Source organism: Ruegeria sp. THAF33, from assembly GCF_009363615.1.
In the GTDB taxonomy this organism is placed as follows: domain Bacteria; phylum Pseudomonadota; class Alphaproteobacteria; order Rhodobacterales; family Rhodobacteraceae; genus Ruegeria.
In genome coordinates, this window is record NZ_CP045384.1 from 1,789,577 (window position 1) to 1,803,180 (window position 13,604).

At 59.9% G+C, this 13,604-nt stretch carries 15 protein-coding genes; 9 read left to right on the forward strand and 6 right to left on the reverse strand.

The window, feature by feature from the left end:
* Positions 1 to 55 precede the first annotated feature (55 nt).
* Positions 56 to 607 carry a hypothetical protein gene (locus tag FIU92_RS08980; protein ID WP_152458243.1) on the forward strand — a complete coding sequence of 184 codons (552 nt, stop codon included), beginning with the start codon at positions 56 to 58 and terminating at the stop codon, positions 605 to 607.
* Here the strand turns inward: FIU92_RS08980 and FIU92_RS08985 are convergent, their stop codons facing one another.
* Complete coding sequence (locus FIU92_RS08985) at positions 608 to 1,747, reverse strand: deoxyguanosinetriphosphate triphosphohydrolase (RefSeq protein ID WP_152458244.1); 1,140 nt, start codon at positions 1,745 to 1,747, stop codon at positions 608 to 610.
* A gap of 76 nt (positions 1,748 to 1,823) precedes the next feature.
* On the opposite strand from FIU92_RS08985, the gene FIU92_RS08990 reads away from it, so the two are divergent.
* Positions 1,824 to 2,147, forward strand: a complete 324-nt coding sequence (locus FIU92_RS08990) for an iron-sulfur cluster assembly accessory protein (RefSeq protein WP_152458245.1) — start codon at positions 1,824 to 1,826, stop codon at positions 2,145 to 2,147.
* 278 nt (positions 2,148 to 2,425) lie between these two features.
* Positions 2,426 to 3,205 carry an exodeoxyribonuclease III gene (gene xth, locus FIU92_RS08995; RefSeq protein WP_152458246.1) on the forward strand — a complete coding sequence of 260 codons (780 nt, stop codon included), beginning with the start codon at positions 2,426 to 2,428 and terminating at the stop codon, positions 3,203 to 3,205.
* Positions 3,206 to 3,209: 4 nt separating this feature from the next.
* On the opposite strand, the gene FIU92_RS09000 is transcribed toward xth, so the two are convergent.
* Both FIU92_RS09000 and dksA read right to left on the reverse strand, forming a co-directional pair.
* Positions 3,210 to 4,355, reverse strand: a complete 1,146-nt coding sequence (locus FIU92_RS09000; RefSeq protein WP_152458247.1) for an FAD-dependent monooxygenase — start codon at positions 4,353 to 4,355, stop codon at positions 3,210 to 3,212.
* A 72-nt stretch (positions 4,356 to 4,427) separates the two neighbouring features.
* Positions 4,428 to 4,850 (reverse strand): RNA polymerase-binding protein DksA, encoded by a 423-nt coding sequence (gene dksA / locus FIU92_RS09005; RefSeq protein WP_152458248.1) that lies wholly within the window; start codon positions 4,848 to 4,850, stop codon positions 4,428 to 4,430.
* 382 nt (positions 4,851 to 5,232) lie between these two features.
* Between dksA and FIU92_RS09010 the strand changes: the two genes are divergently transcribed.
* The 5 genes from FIU92_RS09010 to FIU92_RS09030 all read left to right on the forward strand — a co-directional run bounded on the left by FIU92_RS09010 (position 5,233) and on the right by FIU92_RS09030 (position 9,369).
* Positions 5,233 to 6,078 carry a MoxR family ATPase gene (locus FIU92_RS09010; protein WP_152458249.1) on the forward strand — a complete coding sequence of 282 codons (846 nt, stop codon included), beginning with the start codon at positions 5,233 to 5,235 and terminating at the stop codon, positions 6,076 to 6,078.
* Between the two features lie 101 nt (positions 6,079 to 6,179).
* Positions 6,180 to 6,638 (forward strand): GNAT family N-acetyltransferase, encoded by a 459-nt coding sequence (locus FIU92_RS09015; protein ID WP_171362707.1) that lies wholly within the window; start codon positions 6,180 to 6,182, stop codon positions 6,636 to 6,638.
* Positions 6,635 to 8,002 (forward strand): DUF2927 domain-containing protein, encoded by a 1,368-nt coding sequence (locus tag FIU92_RS09020; protein WP_152458251.1) that lies wholly within the window; start codon positions 6,635 to 6,637, stop codon positions 8,000 to 8,002. The genes FIU92_RS09015 and FIU92_RS09020 overlap by 4 nt, the downstream gene beginning before the upstream one ends.
* Positions 7,983 to 8,180, forward strand: a complete 198-nt coding sequence (locus FIU92_RS09025; protein ID WP_152458252.1) for a hypothetical protein — start codon at positions 7,983 to 7,985, stop codon at positions 8,178 to 8,180. The genes FIU92_RS09020 and FIU92_RS09025 overlap by 20 nt, the downstream gene beginning before the upstream one ends.
* A 4-nt stretch (positions 8,181 to 8,184) precedes the next feature.
* Positions 8,185 to 9,369, forward strand: a complete 1,185-nt coding sequence (locus FIU92_RS09030) for a VWA domain-containing protein (RefSeq protein WP_152458253.1) — start codon at positions 8,185 to 8,187, stop codon at positions 9,367 to 9,369.
* A gap of 15 nt (positions 9,370 to 9,384) precedes the next feature.
* Here the strand turns inward: FIU92_RS09030 and FIU92_RS09035 are convergent, their stop codons facing one another.
* The gene (locus FIU92_RS09035; protein WP_152458254.1) at positions 9,385 to 10,869 is read right to left on the reverse strand and encodes an inorganic phosphate transporter; all 1,485 of its coding nucleotides are present in this window, start codon (positions 10,867 to 10,869) and stop codon (positions 9,385 to 9,387) included.
* 209 nt (positions 10,870 to 11,078) lie between these two features.
* On the opposite strand from FIU92_RS09035, the gene FIU92_RS09040 reads away from it, so the two are divergent.
* Entirely contained in the window at positions 11,079 to 11,765 is a 687-nt protein-coding gene (locus FIU92_RS09040; protein ID WP_152458255.1) for a M48 family metallopeptidase, read from the forward strand.
* 69 nt (positions 11,766 to 11,834) lie between these two features.
* Here FIU92_RS09040 and FIU92_RS09045 read toward each other — a convergent pair whose 3' ends face one another.
* Together FIU92_RS09045 and FIU92_RS09050 are read right to left on the reverse strand one after the other, a co-directional pair.
* Positions 11,835 to 12,377: an RSP_2648 family PIN domain-containing protein gene (locus FIU92_RS09045; RefSeq protein ID WP_152458256.1), complete on the reverse strand. Its 543-nt coding sequence runs from the start codon at positions 12,375 to 12,377 to the stop codon at positions 11,835 to 11,837.
* Positions 12,374 to 13,576, reverse strand: coding sequence for an RSP_2647 family RNA methyltransferase (locus tag FIU92_RS09050; RefSeq protein ID WP_152458257.1), 1,203 nt, complete (start codon positions 13,574 to 13,576; stop codon positions 12,374 to 12,376). Before FIU92_RS09050 ends, FIU92_RS09045 begins: the two co-directional genes overlap by 4 nt.
* Positions 13,577 to 13,604 lie beyond the last annotated feature (28 nt).

A 13,604-nucleotide genomic window follows, 5' to 3' on the forward strand; every position in this document is an offset into this window, starting at 1 on the left:
TTTGGCGAAACATCTCGCTAATCTCGGGCCTGTACGCCGCTACCGGAGACCGTTGATGCACCGCGCCTTGTCCTTTGCCTTGCTTTTGTCCACCGCCCTGCCTGTGCTGGCCGACCTGCCACAGCCAAAAGGCCATGTGCTGCTGACGCTGGGCGGCGCAATCAGCGAAACAAACCTGCCTGCGCGAGGTGAGAGTGACGGCGGTCTGCTGGGCTATCTGGAGGTCACGCATGACGGCGCGGCTGGTTTTGACGCAGCCATGCTGGACGGGCTGGAGCAGTTCGAGATCACGATCCCCTATGGTCCTCCGCGCAATGAGCGGGAATACAGGTTTTCTGGTCCGCTATTGGCAGACGTCATGACATTGGCGGGGGCCGAGGGGAAAACCGCTCTTCCCATGGCGCTGGATGGGTATCAGGCTGAAATCGAGTGGGACAGTATCGCCACGCACAAACCGATCGTTGCAACGCATGCTGATGGCGCACCGATGGGGATCGGAGGTTACGGCCCGACGATGATCGTGTTCCCACCAACGAAGAACGCCGAACAGTCTGCGAAACAAGCGGCTCAGCAAGTCTGGGCCATCGCTTACATAGCCGTGGAGTGATCAGCCCGTCAGCCGCGCATGGTCCTGCAAGGCAAATCGGTCGGTCATGCCCGCAATGTAATCGGAAACGATGCGGGCCAAGGCTGTGTCGTCCCTGGCAGCTTCAATGTCATCGTGCCAGCGCACAGGCATTTGCCTGGGATCGTTCATGTAGATCGGAAACAGATCTTCCACGATCTTTGCCACCTCTGCCCGCACTGACATCACCCTGGGTGCGCGATACATCCGTGTGAACAGAAACGACCTGATTTCACGCAGTTGCGCCCAAACCTCATCCGAGAACTGGATGACAGGATACCCAAGATGTCGGATTTCTTCGACGGACTGCGCGCCAGACACGGCAATGAGATCGTTCGAAGTGTTAATGACATCCGCCACCATGACACCAAAAACCCGCCTGAGCGCTTCGTGACGCCGGCGATAGGAATCCAGCCCTGGGAATCTGGCATCCACCTTGGCGTAGCAGACCCCGACAATCGGCAGGTCCTGCAAATCGTCATCCGTGAACAACCCTGCGCGCAACCCGTCCAGAAGATCGTGATTGTTGTAAGCTATGTCATCAGAAAGGGCGGCAACTTGCGCTTCCGCGCTGGCATGGGTGTGCAGTTCAAGATCAAATTCTTGATTGCACTCGGCCAATGCCCAAGGCAGATCGCCCTCAACCGGCCCATTGTGCTTGGCTATCCCTTCCAGACATTCCCAGGTAAGGTTGCACCCATCGAATTCTGCATAGTGGCGCTCCAGCTTTGTGACGATCCGAATGGCCTGCGCGTTGTGATCAAAGCCACCATAGGGCTTCATCAACGCGTGCAGCGCGTCTTCGCCGGTATGTCCAAAGGGCGTGTGCCCCAAATCATGCGCCAGGGCCACGGCTTCGGTCAGCTCTGGGTTCAGGCCCAGGGCACCGGCAATGGTCCGGGCCACCTGCGCCACCTCGATGGAATGGGTCAGGCGGGTGCGGTAGCTATCGCCCTCATGCTCAACGAAAACTTGCGTCTTGTGTTTGAGGCGCCGAAAGGCACTGGCGTGAATGATCCTGTCCCGGTCGCGCTGAAAGCATGATCGGAAACTGCTTTCCTCCTCGGCTACGAGCCGTCCCCTGGTGCGGTCCGGATCCGAGGCAAAACTAGCTCTGTCCAAATGGCTCGTCCTTGTCGCCTGTCCTTGCACTTTCTATATTGTATGGCGTAACGGAAGGAAACCTTTGGAGACCGGCATGAATCTGCCCCCAACAGTCACGGATCGCGCCTTTGAACGCCTCGCTGAAATCGGCGCGGCGGATCAGGGTCAGGCACTGCGCGTCGCAGTGGAAGGCGGCGGTTGCTCGGGGTTTCAATACGAAATCGCTTTGGATACGCCAAAAGAAGATGATCTGGTCCTTGAGGGCAAAGGGCAAAAAGTCATTGTTGACGCCATTTCGCTTCCCTTCCTGGAAAACGCGGTTATCGACTTCACCCAGGAACTGATTGGCGCGCGATTTGTGATCGACAACCCCAACGCCACCTCTTCCTGTGGTTGTGGCACATCTTTTTCGATGTAACCGTGGGGGCTTTGCCCCCACACCCCCAGGATATTTTCAGCCAGATGAAGCAGGAGTCCGCCCTCTGACCGAAAGACCAGAGGGCTTCACCTGGCGCGGTCATCGGCGTCCCCGCCTGTCCCGCAACTTCAGCTTGAAGAAATTCGGTTAATAATCCGTTTCTTCATCTGGCCAAAAATATCCCGGAGCGCGAGGCAGAGCCTCGCAAATACGATCTCCGCCTTGCCGTTGGGCCCGTTCTGCGCGATAGGTTGCACCAAGTCTTCGGAGGATCGCGCATGAAAATCGCCACGTTCAACATCAACGGCATCAAAGCGCGGGCCGAAGCCCTGCCCCGTTGGCTGGACGAAGCGCAGCCGGACGTTGTGCTGTTGCAAGAGATCAAGTCGGTCGATGAAAACTTTCCGCGCGAGATATTCGAAGAGCGTGGGTTCAACGTGGAAACCCACGGACAAAAAAGCTTCAACGGCGTTGCAATCCTGTCGAAGCTTCCCCTCGAGGATGTATCCCGCGGCCTTCCCGGCGATGACGCGGATGAACAGGCCCGCTGGATAGAAGCCACCGTCGTTCGCAAAAAGGCTCTTCGGATCTGTGGATTGTACCTGCCCAATGGCAATCCCGCACCCGGCCCGAAATACGATTACAAACTGGCATGGATGGAACGGCTATATGACCGTGCCCGTGATTTGCTGGCCACCGAAGAACCCGCGTTGATGGCGGGGGATTACAACATCATCCCGCAGGCGGAGGACGCCAAACGCCCCGAAGCATGGCGCGACGATGCATTGTTCCGCCCCGAAAGCCGCGCCGCATTCCGAAAGATCCTGAATCTGGGCTTCACCGAAGCGTTCCGGGCCACCACCCAAAGCGCGGGGCACTATTCATTCTGGGACTACCAGGCCGGGGCCTGGAACCGGAACGACGGAATTCGGATCGATCACTTTCTGCTGACCCCGCAAGCGGCAGATCTAATGCGGGATTGCCAGATTGATGCCGCCGTGCGCGGGCATGAAAAACCCTCGGATCACGTGCCTGTCTGGGTCGATCTGGATATTTAGCGGTTCAGGCCGTGACGTCGTAGCTGTATATCCATTCGTAGCGGCGTGACAATTTCCCTCCGATGGCCATAAGCGCACATTGGGCCGCCAAACGGGCGGGGCCTGACAGGTGGAAATTGCGTGCGTTCGACCCGGCAGCGGCAACCACGCTTTCGGCCCTTGGCCTGCGCGTTTGCTCGTAGGCGGCAAGCGCGCTGGTGACGCCCGACTGTTCGTCGAATGATCGTGCAAGCGTCCAGGCATCTTCCAGCGCCAGGCAGGCGCCTTGTGCCATGAACGGCAAGGTCGGATGCGCCGCGTCCCCCAGCAATGCCAGACGACCATTCTGCCATTTTTCTGCGACCGGGCGCAGGAACAGGGCCCACAGATTCACATCCGAGACCTTTGACAGAATCTCACCGACAGGACCGCCGAACCCTGAAAAGCGTGCGCGCAGCTCGTCCGGATCGCCCTCCAGCTTCCATCCCTCTTCCCGCCAGTCCGAGCGTTCCTCGACCGCAACGATGTTCATCATGCTTTGATCGCGCAAAGGATAGGTTACGACATGCCGACCCGGCCCCATGGTCAGGGATGCCGTAACCACGCCTGAATCCGGTCGCCAGGGAATGGTGGCGCGCCAGGCGACCTGGTGCGTGAACTCGGGTGTCTCGGGCCCGTTCAGAGCCGGGCGAATCGTGCTTCGGCCACCGTCGGCGGCGATGACGCATTCGGCGCGCAGCCGTTCGCCGCTCGCCAACAGAATTTCGGCTTCGTTGGGGTGTTTCTGCACGTTGGAAACCTTGGCCCCCAGACGGGCATCCACACCGGCCTTGCGGGCCGCAGAATGCAGCAGATTCAACAGATCGGCACGGTGAAAATAATAGGTCGGGCCAGCCGAAGGCCCGGGCAGCCGGCTGACAACGCGGCCTTTGCGGTAATCGCGCAAGATCGTACCATGCGACTTCTGGCCCGCAGACAGATCCGCCACCCCAAGGGCGCGCAGCACGCACATCCCGTTTTCACTGATCTGAAGGCCCGCGCCAACCTCGGTCAATGCCGGGGCTTGCTCCAGCAGGGTGACCTGCGCCCCGTGTTGCCGCAGCGCCAACGCAGCCGCCAGACCGCCGATGCCGCCGCCAATTACACAGAAATTCAACCGATTGATCTTCATGCCCCTCGCATAACGCAAAAACGCCAGAGCCACAGGCCCCGGCGTTCGAATTTTTTCAGTTGCACCTGGCGATCAATCGTCGCGGTGGACCTTTTCGCGGCGCTCGTGGCGCTCTTGCGCCTCCAGCGTCATGGTCGCAATCGGACGTGCATCCAGACGTTTCAGCGAAATCGGATCGCCCGTCTTTTCGCAGTAACCGTATTCACCTTCTTCGATCCGGCGCAGGGCTGCGTCGATCTTGGCAACCAGCTTGCGCTGGCGGTCGCGAGTCCGCAGCTCCAGAGCGCGATCGGTCTCCTCGCTCGCGCGGTCTGCGACATCCGGGATGTTTCGGGTGTTGTCCTGCAGCCCTTCGATCGTATCGCGGCTGCCTGCCAATAGTTCAGTCTTCCAATCCAACAGCTTGCGGCGGAAATATTCAAGCTGACGTTCATTCATGAAAGGTTCATCTTCGGCCGGGCGGTAATCCTCCGGCAGAAAAACTTCCTGTTTCATATTTGCTCCCTCGGTATGGCCAGAAACGTCGGTCGCGGATGTTTCACCTGACATTTGGCACCCCCTTCTGCGCAGCGTTTAGCCGACGGGCGTGGGATTGTCACTACACAAACGTTGCTTCAGCACGCCCTCGTGCTGTTTTGTCTAAATATGAGACAAACAACAACAAAACCCTGTTTTTCTATGAAATTTAGCAGGCCTTTTTGAGGCAGGTGTCAATTGGCAGGGTACATTCGCGCGCACGAATCAACCAAAAGGGCTTGGAGTTCCTGCAAAAATCGCCTCAACCGACGCAGGGACGCGGGTTGTCAAAATCATTGACCGTCTGTAACCCGGACAACACAAACTGCCCACGGATCACGAAAAACCACACGAGAGGCCCATGACCGCACGCTTTCAAGGTACAGCCGAATATGTCGCCACTGACGATCTGACGATTGCCGTGAACGCCGCCGTCACACTTGAACGCCCATTGCTGGTCAAGGGCGAGCCCGGCACCGGCAAGACAGAGCTGGCCAAACAGGTGGCCGGTGCGCTGGGGCTGAGGATGATTGAGTGGAACGTGAAATCCACCACCCGCGCGCAGCAGGGCCTGTATGAATATGACGCGGTCAGCCGCCTGCGCGACAGCCAGTTGGGTGAGGAACGCGTGCATGACGTGTCGAACTATATCCGCAAGGGCAAGCTGTGGCAGGCCTTCGAGGCCGACGAAAAGGTCGTTCTGCTGATCGATGAGATCGACAAGGCGGATATCGAGTTTCCAAACGACCTTTTGCAGGAACTCGACAAGATGGAGTTCCATGTCTACGAGACAGGGGAAACGATCCGGGCCAAAAACCGCCCTATCGTCATCATCACCTCGAACAATGAAAAGGAACTGCCGGACGCGTTTCTGCGCCGCTGTTTCTTTCACTACATCCGCTTCCCGGACGAGGCCACGATGCGCCGCATCGTCGAGGTTCATCACCCCGGCATCAAGGATGCGCTGCTGACCACCGCCCTGACCCAGTTCTATGAAATCCGCGAGACGCAGGGGCTCAAAAAAAAGCCGTCAACATCGGAAGTGCTGGATTGGCTGAAGCTGCTGCTGGCCGAGGACCTGAGTGCCGAAGACCTCAAGCGCGGCGGCGCAGATGCGCTTCCGAAACTGCATGGCGCGTTGCTGAAGAATGAACAGGACGTGCATCTGTTCGAACGTCTGGCCTTTATGGCACGCGGCAAACGATAGCCGGACGGTGACCAGACGGTGATCATGGCTTGCCTTGCGGCGGCCCGGATGCCAGCATCGGCCCATCTGGCGAAACAGAGCTTCGCCGCCCACAGAATTGGATGAATCGCGTGGCGAACGCACTGACAATCCGCACCCTGCGTGCCGAGGACAAAAGCCAATGGGCCGACATGTGGCGGGACTATCTGGCATTTTATGAAACTGCCCTGCCCGATGATGTATACGAAACAACCTTTTCCAGACTGCTGGGCGACGACCCGCAGGATTTTTCCTGCTTCGTTGCCGAGCAGAATGGCGCCCTGGTCGGACTGACACATTATCTGTTTCATCGCCACGCTTGGAAGGTGGAAAAGGTCTGTTACCTGCAAGACCTGTTCGCGCGACCCGAGGCACGGGGGGCAGGCGTTGGCCGGGCCTTGATCCAGGCGGTCTATGATGAGGCAGATCGTCAGGGCGCACCATCGGTCTACTGGCTGACCCAGGAATTCAACCAAACCGCGCGGAAACTGTATGATCGCATCGGCACACTGACACCGTTCATCAAGTACGCCCGCTCATGAAGCGATTGAGTGCCCTTTTTCTGGCACTGGTTGTTGCCGGCTGCGCGACGGTTGAAACGATCGAACTGCCCGATCAGGTCGCGCCCATCGAAGCAAGCCTGCCGCCTGCAAAGTCTTTTTCAACGGCGCGCCCTTCGCCGCCTGCTCGGTCCAACAAGAACATCGCCTCTGACTTCCTGTCCCTGCATTTCGAACTGGAAAGCGGCGCCGCCCTGCCCGTTTTCACGCGTTTTGAGACCCCGGTCACAGTCCGCCTGACAGGATCGCCGACCGCAAGCATGCAGCAGGATCTGACCCGGTTGCTCAACCGTCTGAAGCGCGAGGCCGGGATCAACATCCGACAGATCGACGAAGGACAGGCCAATATCACCATCGAAGCCGTCAGCCAGAAAGACATTCTGCGCATTCTGCCCAATGCGGCCTGTTTCGTCGTCCCCAACTCCTCGAGCCTTGAAGAATATCGCCGTGACCGCCGAAAGATCAAAAGCAGCTGGACTGAACTGCGCAAACGCGAACGGCTTGGGATTTTCATCCCATACGACGTCAGTCCGCAGGAAATACGTGATTGCCTGCATGAAGAACTGGCCCAAGCGCTTGGTCCGCTGAACGATCTGTATCACCTGCCGGATTCGGTGTTCAACGACGACAATATCCATACGGTTCTGACCGGGTTCGACATGTTGATCCTGCGGGCTGCCTATGCGCCGGAACTGCGCACCGGCATGACCCGCGATCAGGTCGCCGCGGTCATCCCGGGGGTTCTCAGCCGGATGAACCCGCGTGGGGACAGGGTGCCCGTTCAACCCTTTACGGATACGCCGCGCGAATGGATTGACGCGATTCAGAAATCACTGGGACCGGGCGCAGGGTCGCCCAGACAGCTGCGCGCTGCCCGAAAGGCGGCACGGATCGGTCAGCAGCAGGGATGGACGGATCACCGCCGCGCCTATCCCCATTACCTGATGGGCCGGATGGAACAATTCCGGGACCCCATCGAAGCTCAACGCCAGTTTCAGATTGCGCAGCAATTTCTGAAGGCCACACCCGGCACAGAGGTGCATCAGGCCTATGTCACCACGCAAACTGCGGCATTTGCCCTGGCACAGGAAAAGGGACCCAGTGTTCTGCCCGAGCTGAACAGGGCCATCGATGTCATGACACGGGCAGAAAATGCGTCTCTGCTGGCCACGTTGCTGTTGCTGAAATCAGAAGCGCTGAAGCAGGCGGGGCAGATACAGCAAGCACGTGCCGTCAGGCTGGACAGCCTGGGATGGGCGCGGTACGGGTTTGGCTCGGATCTGGTGGCCCAGTCGTTGTCGCGGGGCAATGACCGAAGAAACACGGATGGCACGAAAGACGGATGACGCACATATGTTGGTAGTTCTGGGAATGGCGGCACTGGGTGCAACCTTGGGCGCACTGGCCGCGAAAAAACGCAGCGGCAATCGCGCCGACATGGCGCAATATGCCGCCGGATACGGCATTGCCTTTGCGCTGGTGGGTCTGGTGATCTCGTTGGTTCTGGTGCGTTTGGTGGGCTGACACGATGTTCCTGCCCTTTTTCGAAAACCTTCGCAAAGCTGGCATCCCGGTATCGCTGCGGGAGTATCTGACTTTTCTGGAAGGCATGAAAAAGGGTCTGGCCACCTATGATGTAGAGGCGTTCTACTATCTCGCGCGCGTGTCGATGGTGAAGGACGAACGCAACATCGACAAGTTCGACCGCGCCTTTGCCGCCAGTTTCGAAGGACTGAACGAGATCAGCTTCGATCAGGTTCTGGAAGCCGTTGACATCCCCGGCGACTGGCTGGCCAAAATGGCGGAAAAGCACCTGTCGGATGAAGAAAAAGCCGAGATCGAGGCGCTTGGCGGTTTCGACAAGCTGATGGAAACGCTGCGCGAGCGTCTCAAGGAACAACAAGGCCGTCATCAGGGCGGCAACAAGTGGATCGGCACGGCCGGCACCTCTCCTTTCGGGGCCTATGGCTACAACCCCGAAGGCGTGCGCATCGGCCAGAAGGAAAGCCGCCACCAGCGTGCGGTCAAGGTTTGGGACAAGCGCGAATTCAGAAACCTGGACGACACGGTTGAACTGGGCACGCGCAACATCAAGGTTGCCCTGAAACGCCTGCGCCGCTGGGCGCGCGAAGGTGCTGCGGAAGAACTGGATCTGGACGGTACCATTCGCGCCACGGCCGAGCACGGCTATCTGGACGTCAAGACCCGCCCCGAACGTCACAACGCGGTCAAGGTCCTGCTGTTTCTGGACGTTGGCGGATCAATGGACCCGCATATCAAAGTGGTGGAAGAGCTGTTTTCAGCCGCACGGTCCGAGTTCAAGCATCTGGAATACTACTATTTCCACAATTGCCTTTACGAAGGCGTCTGGCGTGACAATCGCCGCCGCTGGGATGCGCAGACGCCCACGCATGAGGTACTGCGCACCTACGGCCCCGACTACAAGTGCATCTTCGTCGGCGACGCCTCGATGAGCCCGTATGAGATCGCCTATCCCGGCGGCGCCAACGAGCATTGGAACGCCGAGGCCGGTCAGGTCTGGCTGCAACGCGCGCGGGATCAATGGGCGTCGAACCTGTGGATCAATCCCGTGCCCGAGAAGTATTGGGAATACACCCATTCCATCGGCATGATTCAGGAAATCTTCGAAGGCCACATGGTGCCGATGACTCTGGCAGGGCTGGAACAGGGAATGAAAGCGCTGACCCGTTGAGGTCAGCGCCAGAGTTTACCCGGCAATCACCTGAATCCCAAGAAACAGGATCGCTGCCAGCATTGCTGCTGCGGGAACAGTGATAACCCACGCGGCAACGATGGTCAGGAAATGCGACCGGCGAACCAGCTTGCGGCGGCGGCGTTCTTCCGGCGCGACGCGGGGGCGTTCGGGAAAGGCCAGCCTTGCGCGTTTCAGCCTTCGCTCGGCATCCCATTCCCGGAAGAACCCGACTCCGAATACGGCGCCAACCGCGATGTGGGTGGAACTGACAGGCAGGCCCAGCCAGCTTGCGACGATCACCGTGATCGCGGCCGACAGGGCGACGCAATAGGCCCGCATCGGGTTGAGCTTGGTGATCTGGCTGCCGACCATGCGGATCAGTTTCGGACCAAACAGGAACAGGCCGAACGATATCCCGAACGCACCGATGACCATGACCCAATGGGGGATGCTGACGGCATGAGTGAAATCGCCCGAGGCAGAAGCCTGCACAATCGCGGCCAACGGCCCCACCGCGTTGGCAACGTCATTTGCGCCATGCGCAAAGCTCAGCAGCGCCGCAGAGATGATCAGTGGAATTCCAAAAAGAATCTTCAGCGATTTGTTGCGGTTCTCAAGCCCTTCGGACTGGCGGCGGATCACCGGGATCATCACTGCCCAGATCAGCCCGCCACACGCCGCACCGATCAGCAAGGCCGTCCCGAGATCAATCTTGATGATTTTCTTGAGGCCCTTGAGCGCCAGATATGATGCAAAGGCGCCCGCCATGATGCCGACCAGCATCGGCACCCATTTGCGGGCCGCGGCAATCTTGTCTTCCTGATAGATGATCCTGGCCTTGATGAACCACAGGAAACCGGCTGCGACCAAACCTCCCAGAAGTGGCGAGATCACCCAGCTGGCGGCGATTTTGCTCATGGTACCCCAGCTTACGGCGCCGAACCCAGCCGCGGCGATCCCTGCCCCCATGACGCCGCCCACAACCGAATGCGTGGTGGAAACCGGCGCGCCGACCCATGTGGCCAGATTGACCCAAAGCGCCGAGGACAGCAGCGCCGCCATCATCGCCCAAATGAAGACGTTGGCCGTTCCCATGCTTTCCGGCGCAATAATTCCCTTGGCGATGGTCGACACGACATCGCCCCCGGCAATAAGCGCCCCGGCGCTTTCAAAAATGGCGGCAATCGCAATGGCACCGCCCATGGTCAGCGCATTCGCCCCGACCGCCGGGGCCATGTTGTTGGCGACGTCATTGGCCCCGATATTCAGCGCCATATAGGCCCCGAACATCGCCGCGATCACGACGACAAGCGCGTTGTTGCCCTGCCCGAACAAAAAAGCGGCCACAAGGCCTGCGACGACAATGAATGCCAGGGCAATCCCTGAGCCCACAAAGGGCCGTCCAGCCTGTGCGGTCGCCATTTCGAGGCGTGAAAAGCGCCGCAAATCCCGGTCGAGTGTTTCCAGGTGACGCGCTTCATAGTTCTTGTCGGTCATGGGTCCCCCATCGATAGCGCCCCGTCGGTTAAGTGGGATCGTTGAAATAATCAACAGCTCATATCGCAAGATCACAACTTATCGAAGGTTGTGCCTGTTTCGGCGCACGAGGAGGGTTTTGCCGATTTCGGCGCACGAACATGCGGGTCCCGACGAACATCCCGCAGGTGTGACTTGCGCAATGCCCATGTTCGGACCATATCTTTGACATGCTTCGATTGACCCCGATCCTGCTGGCAATTGGCTACGCCATCGTGATGTACCGTATTTCGGTCTGGCGCACCCATCGTGAGCTGGACGCAAAATCGACCGAACTGGCCGACCCGGTGCTGAAACGGATGACGGACCGGCTGGCCGCGGCTTTGGAAATCGATCGGGTCCCCGTCTATATCTACGAGATCGACCCGGTGAACGGGCTGGCTGCTCCGGACGGTCGGATTTTCATCACGCGCGGGTTTTACCGAAAATTCCGCAACGGAGAGGTTTCGGCCGAGGAGATGGCCAGCGTGATCGCACATGAGTTGGGGCACGTTGCCTTGGGTCATGCAAAGCGACGGATGATTGATTTTTCAGGTCAAAACGCAATGCGGACGGCGCTGATCATGGTGCTGAACCGGTTTATTCCGTTCATCGGAGCGATGATTGCGAATGCCTTGACGTCATTGCTGGCCTCGCGCCTGTCACGACAGGATGAGTATGAGGCGGACGAATATGCCGCCGCCTTGCTGACCAAGGCCGGAATCGGGATCGGGCCGCAGAAATCCTTGTTTCACAAGCTGGAAGACCTGACGCAACAACGGGCGGGCGTTGCCCCGGCATGGTTGATGAGCCACCCGAAAACGGGTGAGCGCATTGCGGCATTGGAGGCCCTTGAGCAGCGTTGGGCGCGTGGCTGAGGGTGCGCAGCGAGAGGCCAGCCTCTCGCGCTCTCCGGGATATTTTTAGCCAGATGAAGGGGGGGCCGTCTATTGGGTGAGCGCCTTGCCAAGGCGTGGAAGGCGGGCCTTTTTCATCAGCGCGCGCAAGGTCCATTGGTGGCCGGAGAGGCGGATGGCTTCACTCAGAACGCGATCGGCGGTGGTCGCCAGGCCGTCAGGGTCCGATAGCCAGAGACTATGCAGCAAGCCGTCGGGATCTCGGCGGTCGAGCCCCTCCTCTGCCAGAATATTTCTGGGGAAATCCTTGGCGTTGACGGTGACGATGACGTCAGCCGAGGCCGTGATGGCCGTCGCCAGGACGTGGATATCGGCGGAGTCGGGCAGCCAGAGGCGCTGCTCCAGCCCCGGGACCGGCGCACGTTCGGCCTGTGGCCACTGCGCCTGCGCCAAGGCAATTTCGGCACGGGCTTGCGCCTCGCCCGTCGGGCCCAGCTTGCGCGCGGCGCGGGCCCATTCTTCGAGGATGCGGGCAGACCAGATCGGAGTGAAATGGCCAAGGCGGGCCGCGCCCAGCAGCATCTCGCGCATCACCGTGGGATAGATGACGCAGGTGTCGAGAACGGCCTTCACAGGCGGCAGAACACTGCTTTGAGGTAGCCGCTTTCCGCCAGTTGCGGCAGTTGCGGGTGATCCGGACCCGCAAACCCGGTGTGGATCAGTTGCGCCTGACGCCCGGCACGCCCGATCCCACGGGAGGACGCATCGCGGAACCGGCCCAGATCGGCCGCGTGCGAACACGAACACAGCCCCAGATAACCACCGGGTTTGACCAGAGGTGCCGACAGTCGTGCGACACGTTCATAGGCGCGCAGCCCTGCATCCAGCGCCTGTCTGGACGGCGCAAACGCGGGCGGATCGCAGATCACCACGTCAAATCGCGCGCCTTCTTCGCCCAGTTGAGTCAGAACCTCGAACGCGTCGCCCTGCCGGGTCTGGAACTTTTCAGCAAGGCCCGACGCCTCGGCCCCTTTTTTCGCCAGGTCGAGCGCGGCGGCTGAGCCATCGACGGACAAAGCCTGCCCCGCTCCGCCTGCAAGCATCGCCAGACCGAAGCCGCCCACATGGCTGAACACGTCCAGCACCTGCGCATCGGGATGAACCAGGCGCGCGGCAAAAGCGTGGTTGGGGCGCTGGTCGTAAAACAGCCCGGTCTTCTGACCGCCTGTCAGATCCGCCATGTAGGTGGCGCCATTCATCGGCACCGGAAGGGGCGCATCGGGCGCGGTTCCGCGCAATACCTGGTTGACGTCGTCCAGCCCTTCCAGCCCGCGTGTACGGCCCGAGGCGTTCTTCAGCACCGTGGTCACGCCAGCGACTTTGACCAGAGCTTGGGTCAGCAGGTCCAGATGCGCCTCGGCCCAGGCCGCGTTCGGCTGAATGACGCAGGCCTCGCCAAAGCGGTCGATGATGACGCCGGGGAAGCCATCCGCTTCGGCATGGATCAGGCGATAATACGGGGAGTCAAACAGGCTTTCCCGCAGATCGAGGGCGCGCTGCAAACGGTTCTCGAACCATGTCGCGTCAAGCTGCGCGTCGATGTCACGGTCCAGCACCCGGCACATGATCTTGGACGCGGGGTTGACCGCGACCAGCGCGACGGGCGCCCGTTTGTCATCTTCGAGCACCGCCAATGCGCCCGCGGGGATTTTTCTGGTACGGCGGTCCGAGACGATGTCATTGGCGTAGACCCAGGGGAAACCATGGCGCAGGCCGCGCGCATTGGCTTTGGGTTTCAGGCGGATACGGGGACGGTCGGCAGATTGGGTCATGGCGCCCTCATAGTCCTGAACGCGCCGG